Here is a 17,585-nt window from a genome sequence, read left to right on the forward strand (position 1 = left end):
TCCCTTCCTCTCCATAGATATGGAAGTTTAGCTCAGCTGGGAGAGCACCTGCCTTACAAGCAGGGGGTCACAGGTTCGATCCCTGTAACTTCCATAGCCGGAAAAGGCTGAAGATACTGGCGAACGGGAAACGTAGCGCCGACTTAGCTCAGTTGGTAGAGCACCGCTCTTGTAAAGCGGGGGTCGAAGGTTCGAGTCCTTTAGTCGGCATGAACATGCGGATATAGTTCAGAGGTAGAACATCACCTTGCCATGGTGGGGGTCGCGGGTTCGAATCCCGTTGTCCGCTTAATATGCCGGCGTGGCGGAATAGGCAGACGCACAGGACTTAAAATCCTGCGATAGAGATATCGTACCGGTTCGATCCCGGTCGCCGGCATATATGCACCTATAGCGCAATTGGATAGAGCGTCTGACTACGAATCAGGAGGTTGCAGGTTCGACTCCTGCTAGGTGCATAGAGGTTAGAGTAATTTAATCTCTTTTTTAAGTTTTTGAGGAGCTGAAGCTCTCGAGAAACTATCGGGATGTAGCTCAGCTTGGTAGAGCACCTGGTTTGGGACCAGGGGGTCGCAGGTTCGAATCCTGTCGTCCCGATTAAATCGTATGTGATATGGTTTAGCACGATCGCGGTGTAGCTCAGCTGGCTAGAGCGTTCGGTTCATACCCGAGAGGTCGAGGGTTCGATTCCCCCCGCCGCGATAGGTCGATAAAGGACCTTTAGCTCAGTTGGTTAGAGCAGACGGCTCATAACCGTCCGGTCGTTGGTTCGAGTCCAACAAGGTCCATTGAGAGGGCCTTCAGAGATAGTGGAGGATTACCCAAGTCTGGCTGAAGGGAACGGTCTTGAAAACCGTCAGGTCGGGAAACCGGCGCGGGGGTTCGAATCCCCCATCCTCCTTAACCCTTAAATATAGAGGGTAAGACATAATATTATCGCGGGATGGAGCAGTCTGGTAGCTCGTCGGGCCCATAACCCGAAGGTCGTTGGTTCAAATCCAGCTCCCGCAATTGGTCGCATGGTCTAGCTGGTTAGGACGCCTGCCTGTCACGCAGGAGATCACGGGTTCGAACCCCGTTGTGACCGTTTAAGTATGAAGATACTTAGATGGCTCGGTAGCTCAGTTGGTAGAGCAATGCATTGAAGCTGCATGTGTCGGCGGTTCGATTCCGTCCCGCGCCATAGGTCAAGAGATTGACTGAAGCGACAAGGTAAGCCTGCGAATGTAGTTCAATGGTAGAATTCCAGCCTTCCAAGCTGGCTATGCGGGTTCGATTCCCGTCATTCGCTTATGGGCCTGTAGCTCAGTTGGTTAGAGCACTGTGTTGATAACGCAGGGGTCACAGGTTCGAGTCCCGTCAGGCCCATGATAAAGAAGAGAGTTCTTGTAACTCTCTTTTTCTTTCCCTTCTTTTTTGTTTTATAATGTAACTCTAGAATAGAGGTGCGTATAATGTTGCTATTGAGTGTTTTAAATATTATTGGTTTAGTGTTAACAACGTTCATTATTTACTATACATTTAAATATTGGCGAAAAAATCCGATGAAACGCCTCGTATTGGGATATGTAGCCTTACTAGTAATGTATATAGGTACTAATATTTCTGTTAATGCCTGGTCTTTCTACCAACAAGTAGATAAAAATATTATTTATCTTGTTAATGCAATTTCTTTTCTAATCGTTGTAGAATTTGGATATTTTATAGTACGTAATATAATGATGAATTTAACTAGGCAACCGCAGACTGGGCCATTAGTTGTGCTAGGTGGTGGTTTAGTTCAAGGACAGTATGTTGGCAAAATTGTAGGTGCACGAGTGGATCTCATGGCGCAGGATGCACATAGTATTTATAAAACAACTGGTGAGTGGCCCATAATGGTGTTTTCGGGTGGACAAGGACCGGATGAAATACTAAGTGAAGCGCGGGCAATGCGGGATTATGCAGTTTTAAAATATAAAATACCGTTAGAAAAAACAATTCTAGAAGAACATTCACGTAATACCTTTCAAAATATAGCGTTAACTTATCGCATCATTCGGGAAAATTTTACGCTATATACAAGCAATTATCATTTATATAGGGCGCTAATGTTGGCTAAGCAGCAGGGACTTAATGTTTCGGTCAGAGGAGCACATACGAAATATACATATAAAATGTTTGCGCTGTTACGTGAATTTTCGGGTATGATTAAAATCTGGCAAAAAGTAAATTTTATATACGCGGCATTAGTGATCACATTCACAATATATTATATAAGCAATGTATATTTATACAAATGAAAATAATTTTAGAGCTGTTGATGTACGATAATGAAGAGGTTTAATTGGTGAAATACTAACAAATTAACCTTGCTTTTTTAATTTATGCATTTATTCCAAACAAAATGAGATGAAATGTTAATTTTTTATGTGTTTTCTGTAATTTATAGTGGTTTAACTTTGACTGTTTACAGGTTTTACTAGTACAATAATAGTTAAGGTTTAATTGATAATACAATATGGGAAAAATATCTTATATTCTTAATTTATACTAGAACCTTGTACTAGAGAGGAGATTAATCATGTCAATGATTGAATTCAAAAATGTTGAGAAGTACTATGGTGACTTCCATGCTTTAAAAAATGTAAATCTATCCATTGATGCTGGTGAAACCGTTGTGCTTATTGGACCGTCAGGTTCAGGTAAATCAACGTTAATTAGAACAATTAATGGGCTAGAGGAAATTCAAGAAGGACAGCTAATCGTTAATGGGTATGATTTGCATGATCCGAAAACGGATATCAATCGTATTCGTAAAAATGTTGGAATGGTTTTCCAGCATTTCAATCTCTACAATAATAAGTCAACGCTAGAGAACATCATGTTGGCACCACGCTTAGTTTTGAAGCGTGATGAGGCAGAGAACAAAAAAGTTGCTATGGAGTTGCTTGATAAGGTTGGTTTAGCTGATAAAGCTGATAGTATGCCTTCTGCTTTGTCTGGTGGGCAAAAGCAACGTGTAGCCATCGCTCGTTCATTAGCTATGAAGCCAAAAGCGTTGTTGTTTGATGAACCAACATCTGCTTTGGATCCAGAAATGATTGGTGATGTATTGGATGTTATGAAGGATATTGCTTCGGATTCTGATATGACAATGCTAGTCGTGACGCACGAAATGAACTTTGCCAAGCAGGTTGCAGATCGTGTTATCTTTATGGATGCCGGCGAAATTTTGGAAGATAGTACAACTGAGAAATTCTTTACGAATCCAGACGACCCTCGAGCCAAGCAGTTCTTGAGTCAAGTAGAACGTCATTAATGGAGGGATAATATGGAAAAGGCTAAAAAAAAGCGATTTGGTTTAATCGCTGCGATTGTTTTAGCGTTATTGATTGTCTTGGGTGTATGGGGCGGTTTAGCCAAAGGTGCTTCTGAAGCAAAACATGTGGATACATTTGATCGTATTAAGGAACAGCATCGTATTGTATGGGGTGTTAAAGCTGATACGCGCCTGTTTGGTTTAATGAATACTAAAACTGGTGAATATGAAGGTTTCGATGTTGATATTGCTCGCGCAGTGACGAAACAAATCGCTAAAGACCAAAACATTAAACTTAAGGCAGAACTGGTTCAAGTTTCTTCTAGCTCGAAAATTCAGTTGCTTAAAAATGCCAACATTGATGCAACGGCCTCGGTTATGACAATTACCAAGGAACGAGAAAATCAAGTTGATTTTACGCAACCTTATTTCCCAGCCGGACAGTCTTTGTTAGTTAAGGAAAATTCGGACATTCGTTCGGTTAAAGATTTGAATCAGCCGGGTCGAACAGTTATCGGAGCAGTTGGTACTACAGCGATACCAACCATGAAGGAATTTGCGCCAAAAGTCAGAGTGCTTTCATTAGCTGATTATGCACAGAGCATGACAGCTTTAAAGGCTGGGCAAGGTGATGCGTTAACAACTGATAATGCGATATTATATGGACTAGCGCAACAAAATCCGGGCTATAAGATTGTCGGTGGTAACTTTACGAACCAACCTTATGGATTGGCTACAGATAATGACCAACCTCGGATGATTGCGGCGATGAATAAGGCCCTAGATGAACTAGAAAAAAACGGCACATATAATCGTTTGATCAAGAAATGGTTCTCAAATGTACCCGGATTGGATTGGAGGACTTTGCAAAAATGACGACGATATTTACAGATAATCTCTCAACATTTTTATCAGGATTCGGTTATACACTCCTTGCATCGTTAATTGCCCTTGTCGGATCGATGATTTTAGGTACGCTGTTTGCCATTCTAGAAATTTTACCAAATAAGGCGTTGTCCATTTTTGGTCACACTTATGTGGAAATTTTCCGAAATATACCGCTGTTGGTTATTACAATGTTCTTCTATATTGTGATTTCAAACGCCATTAAAATCTCCGGATTTTGGTCGGGAACGTTAGGTTTGACACTATATACTTCTGCATTTATTGCAGAGACAGTGAGAGCCGGTATTCAATCGATTGATAGTGGTCAAATGGAAGGGGCGCGTGCTAACGGATTGTCATACGGACAAGCGATGTCACGAATTATCCTGCCACAAGCATTTGTGGTTGCCTTACCATCTCTAGCGAACCAGTTTATTAACTTAGTTAAAAACTCTTCGATTCTTGCCTTTGTTGCGGGATTTGATATTATGTACCAGGCGAACGTCATTGCGGGCTTGAATTTTGATCCGTTTAACACATATATCGTTGCAGGTATTTTGTACTTGATTATCACGTTGCCGCTATCTTATTACATGCAACATCTTGAAAAGAAAAGCGCATAGGAGGCTTAGGAATTATGATAATTTTATCTTCAATGTTTTCTGCCTTCAGTGCTGATAATTTAAAGTATTTGCTAGGCGGTCTAGGGATCACGATTTTAGTTTCAGTCGTATCAATTGTTTTGTCTTTCGTTATCGGATCCATTTTAGGTGTTATCCGATATGAAAAAATACCATATTTTTCACGGTTTGTGGGTTTGATTATTGATATTGTTCGAAACTTACCACTTTTGTTAATTATCTTCTTTACGTACTTCGCCTTACCACGTTTTGGCGTCCATCTTTCCATCCTGACATCAGCAATTATTGCGATGACAGCATTTGAATCGATGATGGTTGCCGAAATTATCCGTGGTGGCTTAAAGTCAATTGATTTTGGTCAAACAGAAGGCGCACGTTCAACCGGTATGTCCAACGCGCAAACAATGTGGCATATCATTTTGCCACAAGCATATAAGACGATGATTCCGCCATTGATTTCACAATTTATTTCTTTGGTTAAGGATACATCATTGGCAACGGCCATTGTCTTACCTGAGTTAATGTATCGTGCACAAATTGTCTACGGACAAGATAATACGTACATGGTACCGATTTTGCTATTGATTGCGGCGATGTACTTTGTTGTCAACTATGGCCTATCATTATTAGCTAAATGGTTTGATTCAAAATTAGCTTAAGATAAGAAAAATGAATGATTATTAAAAAACACTATACAGTAGATATAGTGTTTTTTATTTGTATGCGTTTTCATTGTGTCATATAATGAGTTGTATATGAGATATTGATGTGATAAAATATTCTCATTGTTAAGAAATGTCTCGGGAGGATATTTTATATGGATACATGGAAAAAAGTAGCCCTAGGCGCTGCGGCCGTTGTTGTCGTAGCTGGTGGTACACGTGCCGCTGGTTTGTGGGGCAATAGTAAAGACGGTGCGAATTCAAAGTCACTACATTTCACTTTACCTACTGAAATTCAAACACTAGATATTTCAAAAAATACAGATACTTATTCTGGTAACATAATTGGTAACACTGGTTCTAATTTAATGAGAATTGATAAAGACGGTAAGCCAGCGATGGATTTGGCCAAGTCAGTTACCGCTTCGAAAGATGGCTTAACCTATACAGCTGAACTACGTGATGGGTTGAAGTGGTCAGATGGTTCAAAATTGACGGCTCAAGACTTTGTCTATTCTTGGCAACGCATAGTTGATCCAAAAACAGCATCACAATATGCTTATCTCGCCTCTGGTGTTAAGAATGCAGATAAAATTACAGCCAAAAAAGCACCTGTTGATACTTTAGGTGTTAAGGCGGATGGTAATAAATTGACGTTCACTTTGGAACGACCATTGCCACAGTTTAAGTATCTGCTGACATTTGCTAACTTTATGCCGCAAAAAGAAAGCTTTGTGGATAAGCAAGGTAAGAAATATGCGACAACGGCTAAGACGCAGTTATATTCCGGACCATATAAGTTTGAAGGTTGGAATGGGACTAATAATAGCTTCAAGATGGTAAAAAATGATAATTATTGGAACGCCAAGAATACCAAAACTGATGAAATTACTTGGCAAGTTGTAAAAAAGCCCGAAACAGCTGTTCAACTGTATAAACAAGGTAAGCTTGATCGAACAACTATTTCTGATACACCCGAACTTTATAAGGCCAATAAAAATAATAAGGATGCCGTTAAGCAACCGGAGGCTACAACATCATTTATTGAATATAATCAAACAGGTAAAAATAAGTTCTTAGCTAATCAAAAGATTCGCCAAGCATTAAACTATGCGACAAATCGTAAAGAATTGACGGATCAGGTTACGTCAGGTATTTCAACAGCCGCTACTGGACTAGCACCAGAAGCTTTGGCAAAGACAGCTAATGGCAAAGATTTGGCTGCTTATGTTAACCCAGGATATAGCTATGACACTAAGAAGGCTCAAGAACTATTTAAAGAAGGATTAAAAGAAGTTGGTGAATCAAAAATGACGCTCACTATCACTTCTGATGCAGACAGACCAGCTGCAAAGTCGACATTGGACTACCTCCAAGGTTCTTTGCAAAAAGCTTTGCCTAATCTAAAGGTTGAAGAAAAGTTTGTACCATTTGCCCAACGTCTAAAAGACTCACAGACACAAAACTTTGATGCAGTTGTTACTCTTTGGGGTGGTGATTATCCTGAAGGGTCAACATACTATGACTTGTTCAAGAGTGATTCTTCATATAACAACGGTAAATTCAAGAATACGACTTATGATAAAGCACTCGAAGAAGCTGAAACAAAGAATGCTTTGAATGATGCAGCGCGAGATAGCAATTATAAGACAGCTGAAAAAGCTTTGTTTGATGAAGGAAATATTAACCCACTTTACTTCCGTTCACAATATGCATTACAACGTTCAAATGTAAAGGGTGTATTGATTAACACAACTGGCTTACAAATGGATGTCACAAAAGCATATCGTCAATAACAAAATTTTGCTATTATTAACTTATCATTAATTAGTAATAAGAATTGATCATATGGTTATGGTCAATTCTTATTTATTAGGAAGACGACTCATGGTTAAATATATTTCGAAACGATTACTACTTTTAGTCTTCACGTTATTTTTAGTGGTTACGGCAACATTTTTCTTGATGCAAGTTATGCCAGGAACGCCATTTAATAACCCTAAATTAACGCCAGACATGTTAGCACAATTGAATAAAGCGTATGGACTTGACTTGCCAGTGTGGCAACAGTATTTGCACTATCTTGCTAATGCTTTTACTGGTGATTTTGGAACGTCATTTCAATATCAAAACCAAAGTGTGGGGATGTTAATTGGTCAACGTCTCCCTGTATCAGCACAACTGGGCGCCCAAGCCCTAGTTGTTGGTGTCATCGCCGGCCTCTTTATGGGGGCTGCTTCGGCACGAAATAAGAACAACAAAATTGATGGTACATTAGGGATTATTTCAACATTGGGTATCTCAGTACCTAGCTTTATATTAGGTATTATTTTAGTTTATTTGTTTGGCTTTAAGTGGGCGTTGTTCCCTGTGTCAGGCTGGGGCGATTCCTTTTCTGAAACAATTCTACCGACTTTAGCCTTAGCTGTTAGTCCTGCAGCGGTAACAACGCGATTCGTTCGTTCGGAAATGATCGAAGTGTTATCATCTGATTATGTACAGCTTGCTAAAGCCAAGGGTTTAAGCGACAAAGAAATTGTTAACAAGCATGCTTATCGTAATTCAATGATTCCAGTGTTAACGTTAATTGGCCCGATGGCGGCTAATTTATTAACGGGGTCTGTATTGATTGAAAATATCTTCTCCATTCCAGGAATCGGTCAACAATTTGTGACGTCTATTCCATCTAAGGACTTCCCAGTTATTATGGGTACAACAATTGTATATGCCATGATGTTAATGGTGATGATTTTGATTACAGATATTTTGACGGCAGTGGTTGATCCACGTGTTCGTTTGCGATAGGAGGTCTGAAAAATGGCTGCAAATACAAATGATTTTGTGATTGTTGGTGCCCAAAATTCAGAGGCCAACGAACATATCTCTAAACCAGCACTATCTTTCTGGCAGGATGCTTGGCGACGATTAAAACTCAATAAATTGGCGGTGATTTCATTATGGTTCTTAGTTTTGATTCTAGGGTTTGCCATATTGTCAACGATTTTTGTTCCACAGAGCAAAGCTAACGCCTTTGACTCTAATCAAGTGGGGACATATAAGAATTTACCACCTAAATCTGGCTTACCCATTCCTGGATGGGATGGTCAAATTAAAGAGCCAGGAGCAACAGAAAAAACCGATGTTTATACTACGCAAAATGTTCCCAGTAAGGATAAATTCCTATTAGGAACGGACACCATTGGGCGTTCCTTGGGATTACGTATCGTGGTTGGCTTGCGTATTTCTTTGTTAGTTGCGGTTGCCGCAACATTTATTGATTTGATTATTGGTGTGTCATACGGCGTCTTTTCGGGTTGGAAAGGTGGCTGGATTGATACAGTGCTACAACGTATTATTGAAGTGGTTTCCTCAATTCCAAACTTAATTATCGTGACGATGTTAGGGTTATTGTTAGGCAACGGTATTTTCTCAATTATCTTAGCGATTGCCATGACTGGGTGGATTAATATGGCACGTCAAGTTCGAAATATGACGTTGTCACTCAAAGAAAGAGACTATGTATTAGCTGCTAAGTCGTTAGGTGAGAGTTCTACAAAGGTTGCACTCAAGCATTTAATTCCAAATATGGCTGGTACAATCATTGTGCAAGTGATGATGACAATTCCAACTGCTATTATGTTTGAAGCGGTTTTGTCAGCGATTAACTTGGGGGTTAAGCCACCAACATCATCATTGGGATCTTTGATTTCTGATGCCCAAAATATGCTGCAATTCTATCCTTATCAGATTTTATTGCCATCATTTGTATTGGTGCTAATTTCGTTAGCCTTTATCTTATTGGGTGATGGTTTACGCGATGCATTTGATCCACGTGCGAGTGAGGATTAAGGAGTAGAGCATGAGTGAAGTTTTAAAAGTAGAAAATTTACATGTTGATTTCAATACGTACGCAGGAAAAGTAAAAGCCATCCGGGATGTTTCTTTTTCACTAGAAAAAGGTGAGACGTTAGCAATTGTTGGTGAGTCTGGTTCTGGTAAATCAGTGACTACCAAAACGTTAATGGGGCTAAATGCCAAAAATGCTGAAATATCAGAAGGCAGTCAATTATTATTTAAAGGTCAAAACTTACTTGATCTTAAAGAATCAGAATGGCAAAAGATTCGTGGTAACGAAATTGCGATGATTTTCCAAGACCCCATGACCAGTTTAGATCCGACCATGAAAATCGGTATGCAGATCGCGGAACCTTTAATGAAACATCAGAAATTGTCAAAGGAAGCAGCATTAAAGCGTGCTTTGGCATTGATGGAAGGGGTTGGTATTCCAGCTGCGGCGGAACATATTGATGATTATCCACACCAATGGTCTGGTGGTATGCGTCAGCGTGCAGTTATTGCGATTGCACTGGCCGCTGATCCGGAGATTTTGATTGCGGATGAACCAACAACGGCATTAGATGTGACAATCCAAGCACAAATTTTGAAATTAATGAAGGATATTCAACAACAAACTGATAACGCCATTATTTTCATTACTCATGATTTAGGTGTTGTTGCCGGAATGGCGGACCGTGTCGCCGTGATGTACGCAGGAAAGATTGTTGAATACGGAACAGTAGATGAAATTTTCTTTAATCCACAACATCCGTACACATGGGGATTGCTGAATTCCATGCCAACAACAGATACGCAAAGTGGTGGCTTACAGGCAATTCCAGGGACGCCACCGGACTTGCTAGAGCCACCTAAAGGGGATGCCTTTGCAGCAAGGAATCAATATGCTCTAGCAATTGATCGCCAAGAGGAGCCCCCTTTCTTTAAAGTGAGTGAGACACATTATGCAGCGACATGGTTGTTAGATGAACGTGCGCCGAAAGTGACGCCACCCATTCCAATTCAGAATCGCTGGGCCCATTGGGCACAACTAAAAGGAAATGAGGCTTAATTAATGTCTGAAACACAAGCAAGACCTAAGAAATTAGTTGAGTTAAATGATTTACAGTTGAGTTTTAATCCAGGGAAAAGTAACGAAGTTAAAGCGATTGATCATGTGAGCTTTGATATTTATGAAGGTGAAGTTTTTGGCTTGGTTGGTGAATCTGGATCGGGGAAAACGACCATCGGACGGACAATTCTAAAACTTTATGAGCCAACTGGTGGTGAAATTAAGTTTAATCATGAAGATGTTACGAATCTAAAAGGCAAAGCACTATCTGAATTTAGAAAAGATGCACAAATGATTTTCCAAGACCCGCAAGCGAGTTTGAATGGGCGTATGAAAGTGCGCGACATTATTGCGGAGGGATTAGATATTAATCACCTTGTTAAAAGCAAAAAAGAGCGTCATGACAAAGTACAAGAACTCTTGAAACTTGTTGGCTTGAACGAAGATCATGTTACGCGTTATCCACATGAATTTTCTGGTGGGCAACGGCAACGTATCGGGATTGCTAGAGCTTTAGCTGTCGATCCTAAATTTATTATTGCGGATGAACCCATTTCAGCTTTAGATGTATCAATTCAAGCGCAAGTTGTTAATCTCATGAAAGAATTGCAACATAGACACAGCCTAACTTATTTATTTATTGCGCATGATTTAAGTATGGTAAAGTATATTTCTGATCGGATTGGGGTTATGCATTGGGGAAAGTTATTAGAAATTGGCACAGCAGATGCTGTTTATAATCATCCGCTGCATCCTTATACTAAGAGCTTATTATCCGCAATACCGGTGCCAGATCCTGAAGTAGAAATGCAACGCCAGCATATTGAATATGACGCAAGCATTGAAACAGATGGTCAAGCACGTGAAATGATTGAAGTGAATCCTGGGCATTTTGTTCTAGCAACGCCACAAGAGGCAAAGCAATACGCCAATGACCAAAAGTAATCAATATAAAAAGCACTGTATTTACAGTGCTTTTTATATTGATTTTTTAGATACTTAATTTATAAATTCTAGCTTCATAAGGGCGTAACGTTTCGCCTGTATCATCTGCATAATTGGCAAGTAATAGGTCAACATGTTTTTGATCCGTATATTGCGTATAATGACGGGTTAAGGTCTGATCGGTGAAATTATTGATAACCAACAAAGCGTCATCTTTACCTTGGCGAAGATATGCATAAACAGCAGCATCGTCTTCATCGATAAGTTGGTATTTTCCTGTCGTGACAAGTGGTTCATTATAGCGCAACTGAATTAACTTTTGATAATAGTAGAAAATGGAATCCGGATTTTTCAGTGATTCTGTGACATTGATTTTCGGATAATTAGCGTTGAGTTTTAACCAAGGCTTTCCGGTTGTAAAGCCTGCATTGTTAGTATTATCCCATTGCATGGGTGTACGGGAATTATCACGAGACTGTGCTTGAATATAGCGCATCATCGTTTCGCCGTCAATAAGATGGTCACGTTCTACCAAATAGTGATAGGCGTTTTTAGTTTCGACATCATCGTAATCATCTAATTGATCAAAATGTGCATTGGTCATGCCAAGCTCTTCACCTTGATAAATATAAGGCGTTCCCTGTTGCATATGCAATAACGTAGCCAACATCTTAGCTGATCGTTCACGGTATTCAGGGCGATCGTCCCCAAAACGACTAACTGCACGGGGCTGATCGTGATTACCCCAAAATAGCGAGTTCCAAGCAACACCATATAGCTTATTTTGCCACTTTGACATGTTGGCTTTTAGTTTTCTTAAATCAACTTTTTGATCATACCATCTTTGTAATGCGGGATTAGGATTGTGATCCAAACTCACATGTTCCATTTCAAAAACCATGTTCAGTTCAGAGCCGTCAAGGTTAGCATATTTTAATGCATTTTCAACGTTAACACCTGTTGTCTCACCAACGGTAATTAAATCAGCACGATTGAGCACCTTTTGTCGCATCTCTTGAATATAGTCGTGGACATGTGGACCATTCGGTACGATCTTGTCAGAATTACTATATTCCGCGCCGTCTGCAATATGACCATCTGGTAGACCATCTGGTTTAGAAATTAATGAAATCACATCCATACGGAAGCCATCAATGCCACGATCCACCCAGCGGTTCATCATATCAAAAATAGTGTCACGAACACGCTGACTTTCCCAGTTCAAATCTGGTTGCTCATCGACAAAAAGGTGTAGATAGTATTGCCCAGTTGCTTCATCAAATTTCCAGGCTGAACCGGAAAAATAAGAGCCCCAGTTGTTGGGTTCGTGACCGTCTACTGGGTCACGCCAAATATAGAAATCACGTTTGTCACTATTTTTGGATTGTCGACTTTCAATAAACCAATCGTGCTGATCGGATGTATGATTAACGACTAAGTCCATGATGATTTTGATACCAAGCTGATGGGCCTTATCTAACAATGTTTTGAATTCAGTCATTGTACCAAACTCAGGATTGATACTATCGTAATCCGAAATATCATAACCATTATCTTTGTTGGGTGAAGCGTATATTGGATTCAACCAGATAACGTTGGCGCCTAATGTCTTGATGTAGTCTAATCGTTGTGTAATACCAGCGATATCGCCAATACCATCAGCATTAGTATCTTGAAATGAACGTGGATAAACTTGATAGACAACAGATTTTTGCCACCATTTGATAGTGTTTACTGACATGATGAAAACTCCTTTTGTTTTAATTAAAGTTGAGATAATTGATTTTCGGCGGATGTTTCTTTAACCACCCAGATTAAGATTGAACAAATAAAGAAGCAGATACCTGAAATCATAATCATATGTGGCATTGATTCACCCAAAGCAGGGAAGAGAGAGAAGCTCACAACAGAGGCAAAAATCTGTGGAATACAGATAAAGCAGTTGAAGAGTCCCAAATACATCCCATCGTGTTGACCGTCTAATGCATTCGTTAAAATAGTAAAGGGAATGGTAATTAAGCTAATCCAAGCAATTCCAATCAGTGCAAACGCAAGTAATGACATCAGTTGGGTATGGCCCAATGCTAGAACAATGAAGCCAACACCACCACAAAGCATACCAAATGAAAAGGCGGGCTTGCGTGTCTTCTTATTAATACGCTGAATGACTAATCCCCAGAGAATCGCAACAAAGGCGTATAACGCTTGCAAAACACCAAACCAGTTACCAGCTTCTTGATAACCGTGTGTCGCAGGATCACTCACGTGCCAGATGTTTTGTGCAAGTGTTCCAGTAGAATATGTCCACATGTATTGAATAGCAATCCAAGCAAAGAATTCCACTAATCCTAATGTCCAAAAAACAGTAGGTGCTTTCTTCAAAATAACGGAAATTGGGTCATTGTTGTGCTGACCTTCTTTCAAGCCGTGATAAGCAGCGAAGTCTTTAGGGTTATATTCTTTAACGTTAACGATTGTAAAGATACTGGCAACAACTAAGATTGCTGCGCCAATATAGAATGAAATAATAACTGAAGGTGGTAAAGAACCACGCTTAGCCACGTTAGCGACACCCACAAGTGTCAAAATATAAGGAAACATATAGGCTACAATGGAACCAACGCTACCCCAAATGTTTTGCCAAGTCCAAGCCTTGTCTTTTTGAGATTCATTGACCATATCAGGAATAATCATTTTATATGGCTGCATCGCAGCATTAGAAGATAAATCCATAAATAAAACCGTGACTGCGCCAAACCATAATGCGGTCATGGAACCATAACCGAAACCAAAGGAACCGGTATTGGGTAGCAAGAGCATGACGATAACGGCGACGAGAGTCCCACCGATTAAATAAGGCATACGTCGACCGATACGAGGGAGCCATGTTTTATCCGAAAAATAACCAATGAGTGGTTGAACAATCATACCGGCCAAAGGTGGTAGAATAAAGAAGAATCCTAGCTTATTAGGGTCTGCACCAATGGTTTGGAATATACGGCCCATACTGCCGGTTTGTAGTGAAAAAGCGACTTGAACACCGGCATAACCGAATGTGATCAGAAACAATTGGAGTGCTGATAGATTCGGTAATCCGGCGGTTTTTTTACTTGTGTTAGTCATAATGTTGCCATTCAAATCCTTTCCAGTGCTTGTGCAATAAAATTGAGTAAACGTTTACTCAAGTAGTATTGTAAGCGTTTACATTTAAGAAGTCAACCACTAGGAGTTAATGATGTCTGTCACAATTAAAGATGTTGCCCGCGAAGCAGGGGTATCTTATGCTTCAGTATCTAGAATATTATCGAATAAAGGTCGGTTTAGTGAAGCAACGGCACAACGTGTTCGAAAAGTTGCTGCTGAATTGGGTTATTTTAAAAATAAAGCAGCCTCAGATTTATCCTCGAATGCCCCACGTGTGATTGGCGTTGTTATGCCACAATCACACACAAATTTTGCTGATTCTTTAATGCAGGGGATTTATGATGCTTCAAAAGCAGATGGCTTTGATATCATCATTTCGTATATGGGTGGGGATGATGATAAAGCACAATCAGCCGCCATTGAAAACTTAGTCAGTCGTAATATTGCAGGGATCTTACTACTGTCGATTCAACTAAAAGTTGAACATGTTAAGCGACTGCAACATTCAAAATTACCATTCATCTCAGTATCCGTTACATTACCGTATGATATTGCAACAGTGACTTCGGATGATTTTGATTTGGGCTATCAAGCTTGTCAATTTTTAATTGCACAGGGACATCGGCGCATTGCTCTAGTTGGTCCCCAAGTTAATGATCAAACAGTTGGAACTCAGCGGTTAAAAGGCTATCAACAGGCATTAGCTGAACATCAGATTTCTTTTGATGAGGCACTTGTTTTTCCTGGTGCCTTTGATTATGAAAGTGGAGAACGCTTATTACAGCGTGAGACGATATTAGAACGTTTTACAGCCGTTATTGCGGCTTCTGATATGGTTGCGCTTGGTGTGATGAATGCCGCTAAAGATCAGGGGATTAGCATTCCAGAACAGCTATCTTTAATCTCAATTGATGGTACTAATTTAACGCAATTAACACGGCCGCGAATCACAGCCATTCAGCAGGATTTTCATCAGATGGGTGAAGTGGCAACTAGGATGATTATTCAAAATATAATGGCAAATCAACCGCTTTATACCACTCGTATTGCGAATCATCTGCTAATGGGGCAAACAGTGGCTAAGATATAGTAATAAAAGTGAATGTTATCTAAATGACAAAATCGTTATAATAAAATTATAAATAATATGAAATGGTGTGAAATAAATGACTGCAATAAAAGATGATTTTTATGACACAATTAATGGTGATTGGGTTCAAAATGCGACAATTCCCGCAGATCGCCCCGTTACAGGTGGCTTTATAGATTTGAATCAAGACATTGAAGATGAAGAACGACGGGTCTTACAAGCTATTCATGATGGTAAACAAGTAGCACCTGATTTATTAAAAGAATTTGTACAATTTCATAAAATGACGGCTAATTGGCAACAACGTGAAGCAGATAGTGTGCAACCTTTAGTCGACGTATTAAAGCCACTAAAAGCGCTAAAAAGCTGGTCTGATTTACAGCAACATTGGTCTGATTTAATTCAGAATGCTTATACAACACCATTGAGTTATGGTGTAGCACCTGATTTTAAGCAGGCTGATTTTAATGAATTATGGCTCTCAGCGCCACAATTAATTTTGCCGGATACAACATCGTATGCTGACGATAATCCGCAAAGAGATATTTTATTAAATGTTTGGCGTGATATGATACGACAATTGCTCTTAGCAACAGGTTGTGATCAAGAGTGGGCACAACACATCGTAGATCAAGCACTGGCATTTGATCGCTTAATTGCACAATACAAAATGAGCAATGAGGCAGCTTCTGATTATTGGCAACTTTATCACCCAAAGCAGCTGCGTGAATTGTCACAGTCAGTAGTAGATGTTGATCTGAAAACCATTTTGACGTCATTATTGGGACAAACGCCAGAAAAAATTATCGTGTCTGATCAACCATTTTGGGAACATGCAAACGAAGTTTATCGTGCACAACATTTTGATATGATTAAGGCTTGGATGATTGCACAAGCCGCTTATGAAACGGCACCATTTTTGACGAACGAGCTCCGTATCTTAGCTGGCACTTATCGTCGGACATTGACGGGTACAGCGCAAGCACCTGATCAAAATAAGGCAGCTTATCGACAGGCGCATTTATTCTTTGCAGATCAAGTGGGGCTTTGGTATGGTAAAACATACTTTGGTGAAAAGGCAAAAAACGATGTTATCAAAATGGTTGAAACAATGATTGGTGTCTATCAACAGCGCTTTACGACCAACACATGGTTAACCCAAGAGACTTTGCGTAAAGCAGCACAGAAGTTGAGTGCTTTGACAATTCACGTTGGTTATCCTGATAAATTACCCGAATATTTGGCACAACGGCAGGTTGATAGTACACAAGATATTATGGGGAACATTATGCAATTTGCTAAAGCAGCTGTTGCTTACAGTTTAGGTCAATGGCACAAAGCACCAGATCGTAATATTTGGCAAATGCCTGCAGATTTAGTGAATGCTTATTATGATCCGATGCATAATGAAATTGTTTTCCCAGCCGCCATTTTACAGGCACCGTTTTACAGTCTAGAGCAAACGCCATCTCAGAACTTTGGCGGTATTGGTACGGTTATTGCACATGAAGTGACCCATGCATTCGATACTAATGGGGCGCGGTTTGATGAAAAGGGCAATTTGAATGAGTGGTGGGTTGCCAGTGATTTTGAGAACTTTGAGGAACGAACGAAAAAAGTTGAACAGCAATTTGATGGTTTAATGATTGGGGAAACTAAGATTAATGGCCATCTCACGCTTTCGGAAAATGTCGCTGATTTGGGCGGACTTAGTGCTGCTTTGGCTGCCGCTAAGCAAGATGTCGGATTTGATGCAACACAATTCTTTATGAATTATGCTAAAATTTGGCGTCAAAAAGCAAAGCCAGAGTATACGGCGATGTTAGCAGCAATGGATGTACATGCGCCGGCACGCTTACGTGTGAATGTTCAAGTGAAAAACTTTGATACTTTCTTTGATATCTTTCATGTTACTGAAAAAGATGGCATGTGGCGATCACCGAAGGATCGGGTACAAATTTGGTAAGTGCTTAAAAGAACCGATTGGTTCTTTTTTTATTGACCGCAGAAA

Annotated in this window: 14 protein-coding genes and 14 tRNA genes; 26 read left to right on the top strand and 2 right to left on the bottom strand. The window is 40.0% G+C overall.

The features are described from left to right. Nucleotides 1–21: 21 nt before the first annotated feature. From C5L23_RS02785 to C5L23_RS02900, 24 genes are all read left to right on the top strand, one after another. Nucleotides 22–94, top strand: a tRNA-Val gene (locus tag C5L23_RS02785). Nucleotides 95–137: 43 nt separating this feature from the next. Continuing rightward, nucleotides 138–210: transfer RNA gene (locus C5L23_RS02790), tRNA-Thr, on the top strand. 7 nt (nucleotides 211–217) lie between these two features. After that, nucleotides 218–289 (top strand) — tRNA-Gly (locus C5L23_RS02795). A 6-nt stretch (nucleotides 290–295) separates the two neighbouring features. Further along, nucleotides 296–379 (top strand) — tRNA-Leu (locus C5L23_RS02800). Nucleotides 380–384: 5 nt separating this feature from the next. Beyond that, nucleotides 385–458: transfer RNA gene (locus tag C5L23_RS02805), tRNA-Arg, on the top strand. A gap of 65 nt (nucleotides 459–523) precedes the next feature. Next, nucleotides 524–597 (top strand) — tRNA-Pro (locus tag C5L23_RS02810). Nucleotides 598–628: 31 nt separating this feature from the next. Beyond that, nucleotides 629–702: transfer RNA gene (locus tag C5L23_RS02815), tRNA-Met, on the top strand. Between the two features lie 12 nt (nucleotides 703–714). Next, a tRNA-Ile gene (locus tag C5L23_RS02820) sits at nucleotides 715–788 on the top strand. Nucleotides 789–811: 23 nt separating this feature from the next. Then, nucleotides 812–901: transfer RNA gene (locus C5L23_RS02825), tRNA-Ser, on the top strand. Nucleotides 902–937: 36 nt separating this feature from the next. After that, a tRNA-Met gene (locus C5L23_RS02830) sits at nucleotides 938–1,011 on the top strand. Nucleotides 1,012–1,013: 2 nt separating this feature from the next. After that, a tRNA-Asp gene (locus C5L23_RS02835) sits at nucleotides 1,014–1,087 on the top strand. A gap of 23 nt (nucleotides 1,088–1,110) precedes the next feature. Then, a tRNA-Phe gene (locus C5L23_RS02840) sits at nucleotides 1,111–1,183 on the top strand. Between the two features lie 37 nt (nucleotides 1,184–1,220). Beyond that, nucleotides 1,221–1,291 (top strand) — tRNA-Gly (locus C5L23_RS02845). A gap of 3 nt (nucleotides 1,292–1,294) precedes the next feature. Beyond that, nucleotides 1,295–1,368, top strand: a tRNA-Ile gene (locus C5L23_RS02850). A 176-nt stretch (nucleotides 1,369–1,544) separates the two neighbouring features. After that, a complete protein-coding gene (locus C5L23_RS02855) occupies nucleotides 1,545–2,282 on the top strand; it encodes a YdcF family protein (protein ID WP_170168008.1) in 738 nt (245 codons plus the stop codon). Between the two features lie 281 nt (nucleotides 2,283–2,563). Continuing rightward, nucleotides 2,564–3,301: an amino acid ABC transporter ATP-binding protein gene (locus C5L23_RS02860; protein WP_033192904.1), complete on the top strand. Its 738-nt coding sequence runs from the start codon at nucleotides 2,564–2,566 to the stop codon at nucleotides 3,299–3,301. A gap of 12 nt (nucleotides 3,302–3,313) precedes the next feature. Next, nucleotides 3,314–4,177, top strand: a complete 864-nt coding sequence (locus tag C5L23_RS02865) for a transporter substrate-binding domain-containing protein (RefSeq protein ID WP_133264265.1) — start codon at nucleotides 3,314–3,316, stop codon at nucleotides 4,175–4,177. Beyond that, complete coding sequence (locus C5L23_RS02870; RefSeq protein WP_010007477.1) at nucleotides 4,174–4,809, top strand: amino acid ABC transporter permease; 636 nt, start codon at nucleotides 4,174–4,176, stop codon at nucleotides 4,807–4,809. The genes C5L23_RS02865 and C5L23_RS02870 overlap by 4 nt, the downstream gene beginning before the upstream one ends. A 17-nt stretch (nucleotides 4,810–4,826) precedes the next feature. Beyond that, nucleotides 4,827–5,486, top strand: coding sequence for an amino acid ABC transporter permease (locus C5L23_RS02875; RefSeq protein WP_029508628.1), 660 nt, complete (start codon nucleotides 4,827–4,829; stop codon nucleotides 5,484–5,486). 158 nt (nucleotides 5,487–5,644) lie between these two features. Beyond that, complete coding sequence (locus C5L23_RS02880; RefSeq protein WP_010007474.1) at nucleotides 5,645–7,285, top strand: peptide ABC transporter substrate-binding protein; 1,641 nt, start codon at nucleotides 5,645–5,647, stop codon at nucleotides 7,283–7,285. A 91-nt stretch (nucleotides 7,286–7,376) separates the two neighbouring features. Then, nucleotides 7,377–8,294: an ABC transporter permease gene (locus C5L23_RS02885; protein WP_010007472.1), complete on the top strand. Its 918-nt coding sequence runs from the start codon at nucleotides 7,377–7,379 to the stop codon at nucleotides 8,292–8,294. A 12-nt stretch (nucleotides 8,295–8,306) separates the two neighbouring features. Next, complete coding sequence (locus C5L23_RS02890; RefSeq protein WP_010007470.1) at nucleotides 8,307–9,338, top strand: ABC transporter permease; 1,032 nt, start codon at nucleotides 8,307–8,309, stop codon at nucleotides 9,336–9,338. 10 nt (nucleotides 9,339–9,348) lie between these two features. Next, nucleotides 9,349–10,395, top strand: a complete 1,047-nt coding sequence (locus tag C5L23_RS02895) for an ABC transporter ATP-binding protein (RefSeq protein WP_010007469.1) — start codon at nucleotides 9,349–9,351, stop codon at nucleotides 10,393–10,395. A 3-nt stretch (nucleotides 10,396–10,398) separates the two neighbouring features. After that, nucleotides 10,399–11,340, top strand: coding sequence for an ABC transporter ATP-binding protein (locus tag C5L23_RS02900; protein WP_010007468.1), 942 nt, complete (start codon nucleotides 10,399–10,401; stop codon nucleotides 11,338–11,340). A gap of 46 nt (nucleotides 11,341–11,386) precedes the next feature. Here C5L23_RS02900 and C5L23_RS02905 read toward each other — a convergent pair whose 3' ends face one another. Both C5L23_RS02905 and C5L23_RS02910 read right to left on the bottom strand, forming a co-directional pair. Further along, nucleotides 11,387–13,081, bottom strand: coding sequence for a glycoside hydrolase family 13 protein (locus C5L23_RS02905; RefSeq protein ID WP_010007467.1), 1,695 nt, complete (start codon nucleotides 13,079–13,081; stop codon nucleotides 11,387–11,389). Between the two features lie 23 nt (nucleotides 13,082–13,104). Further along, nucleotides 13,105–14,463, bottom strand: coding sequence for an SLC45 family MFS transporter (locus C5L23_RS02910; RefSeq protein WP_133264266.1), 1,359 nt, complete (start codon nucleotides 14,461–14,463; stop codon nucleotides 13,105–13,107). 109 nt (nucleotides 14,464–14,572) lie between these two features. Here C5L23_RS02910 and C5L23_RS02915 point away from each other — a divergent pair, with 109 nt between their 5' ends. Together C5L23_RS02915 and C5L23_RS02920 are read left to right on the top strand one after the other, a co-directional pair. Continuing rightward, the gene (locus tag C5L23_RS02915) at nucleotides 14,573–15,574 is read left to right on the top strand and encodes a LacI family DNA-binding transcriptional regulator (RefSeq protein WP_081458708.1); all 1,002 of its coding nucleotides are present in this window, start codon (nucleotides 14,573–14,575) and stop codon (nucleotides 15,572–15,574) included. Between the two features lie 76 nt (nucleotides 15,575–15,650). Beyond that, on the top strand, nucleotides 15,651–17,540 hold the full coding sequence (locus C5L23_RS02920) for a M13-type metalloendopeptidase (protein WP_010007460.1): 1,890 nt from the start codon (nucleotides 15,651–15,653) through the stop codon (nucleotides 17,538–17,540). Nucleotides 17,541–17,585: the final 45 nt, after the last annotated feature.

It is taken from the genome of Leuconostoc fallax (assembly GCF_004354645.1).
GTDB lineage: Bacteria > Bacillota > Bacilli > Lactobacillales > Lactobacillaceae > Leuconostoc_B > Leuconostoc_B fallax.

Coding starts and splice junctions, on each gene's coding strand:
- C5L23_RS02855 (WP_170168008.1), top strand. CDS start 1,545: ATGAAACGCCTCGTATTGGGATATGTAGCCTTACTAGTAATGTATATA.
- C5L23_RS02860 (WP_033192904.1), top strand. CDS start 2,564: ATGTCAATGATTGAATTCAAAAATGTTGAGAAGTACTATGGTGACTTC.
- C5L23_RS02865 (WP_133264265.1), top strand. CDS start 3,314: ATGGAAAAGGCTAAAAAAAAGCGATTTGGTTTAATCGCTGCGATTGTT.
- C5L23_RS02870 (WP_010007477.1), top strand. CDS start 4,174: ATGACGACGATATTTACAGATAATCTCTCAACATTTTTATCAGGATTC.
- C5L23_RS02880 (WP_010007474.1), top strand. CDS start 5,645: ATGGATACATGGAAAAAAGTAGCCCTAGGCGCTGCGGCCGTTGTTGTC.
- C5L23_RS02885 (WP_010007472.1), top strand. CDS start 7,377: ATGGTTAAATATATTTCGAAACGATTACTACTTTTAGTCTTCACGTTA.
- C5L23_RS02890 (WP_010007470.1), top strand. CDS start 8,307: ATGGCTGCAAATACAAATGATTTTGTGATTGTTGGTGCCCAAAATTCA.
- C5L23_RS02895 (WP_010007469.1), top strand. CDS start 9,349: ATGAGTGAAGTTTTAAAAGTAGAAAATTTACATGTTGATTTCAATACG.
- C5L23_RS02900 (WP_010007468.1), top strand. CDS start 10,399: ATGTCTGAAACACAAGCAAGACCTAAGAAATTAGTTGAGTTAAATGAT.
- C5L23_RS02905 (WP_010007467.1), bottom strand. CDS start 13,081: ATGTCAGTAAACACTATCAAATGGTGGCAAAAATCTGTTGTCTATCAA.
- C5L23_RS02910 (WP_133264266.1), bottom strand. CDS start 14,463: ATGACTAACACAAGTAAAAAAACCGCCGGATTACCGAATCTATCAGCA.
- C5L23_RS02915 (WP_081458708.1), top strand. CDS start 14,573: ATGATGTCTGTCACAATTAAAGATGTTGCCCGCGAAGCAGGGGTATCT.
- C5L23_RS02920 (WP_010007460.1), top strand. CDS start 15,651: ATGACTGCAATAAAAGATGATTTTTATGACACAATTAATGGTGATTGG.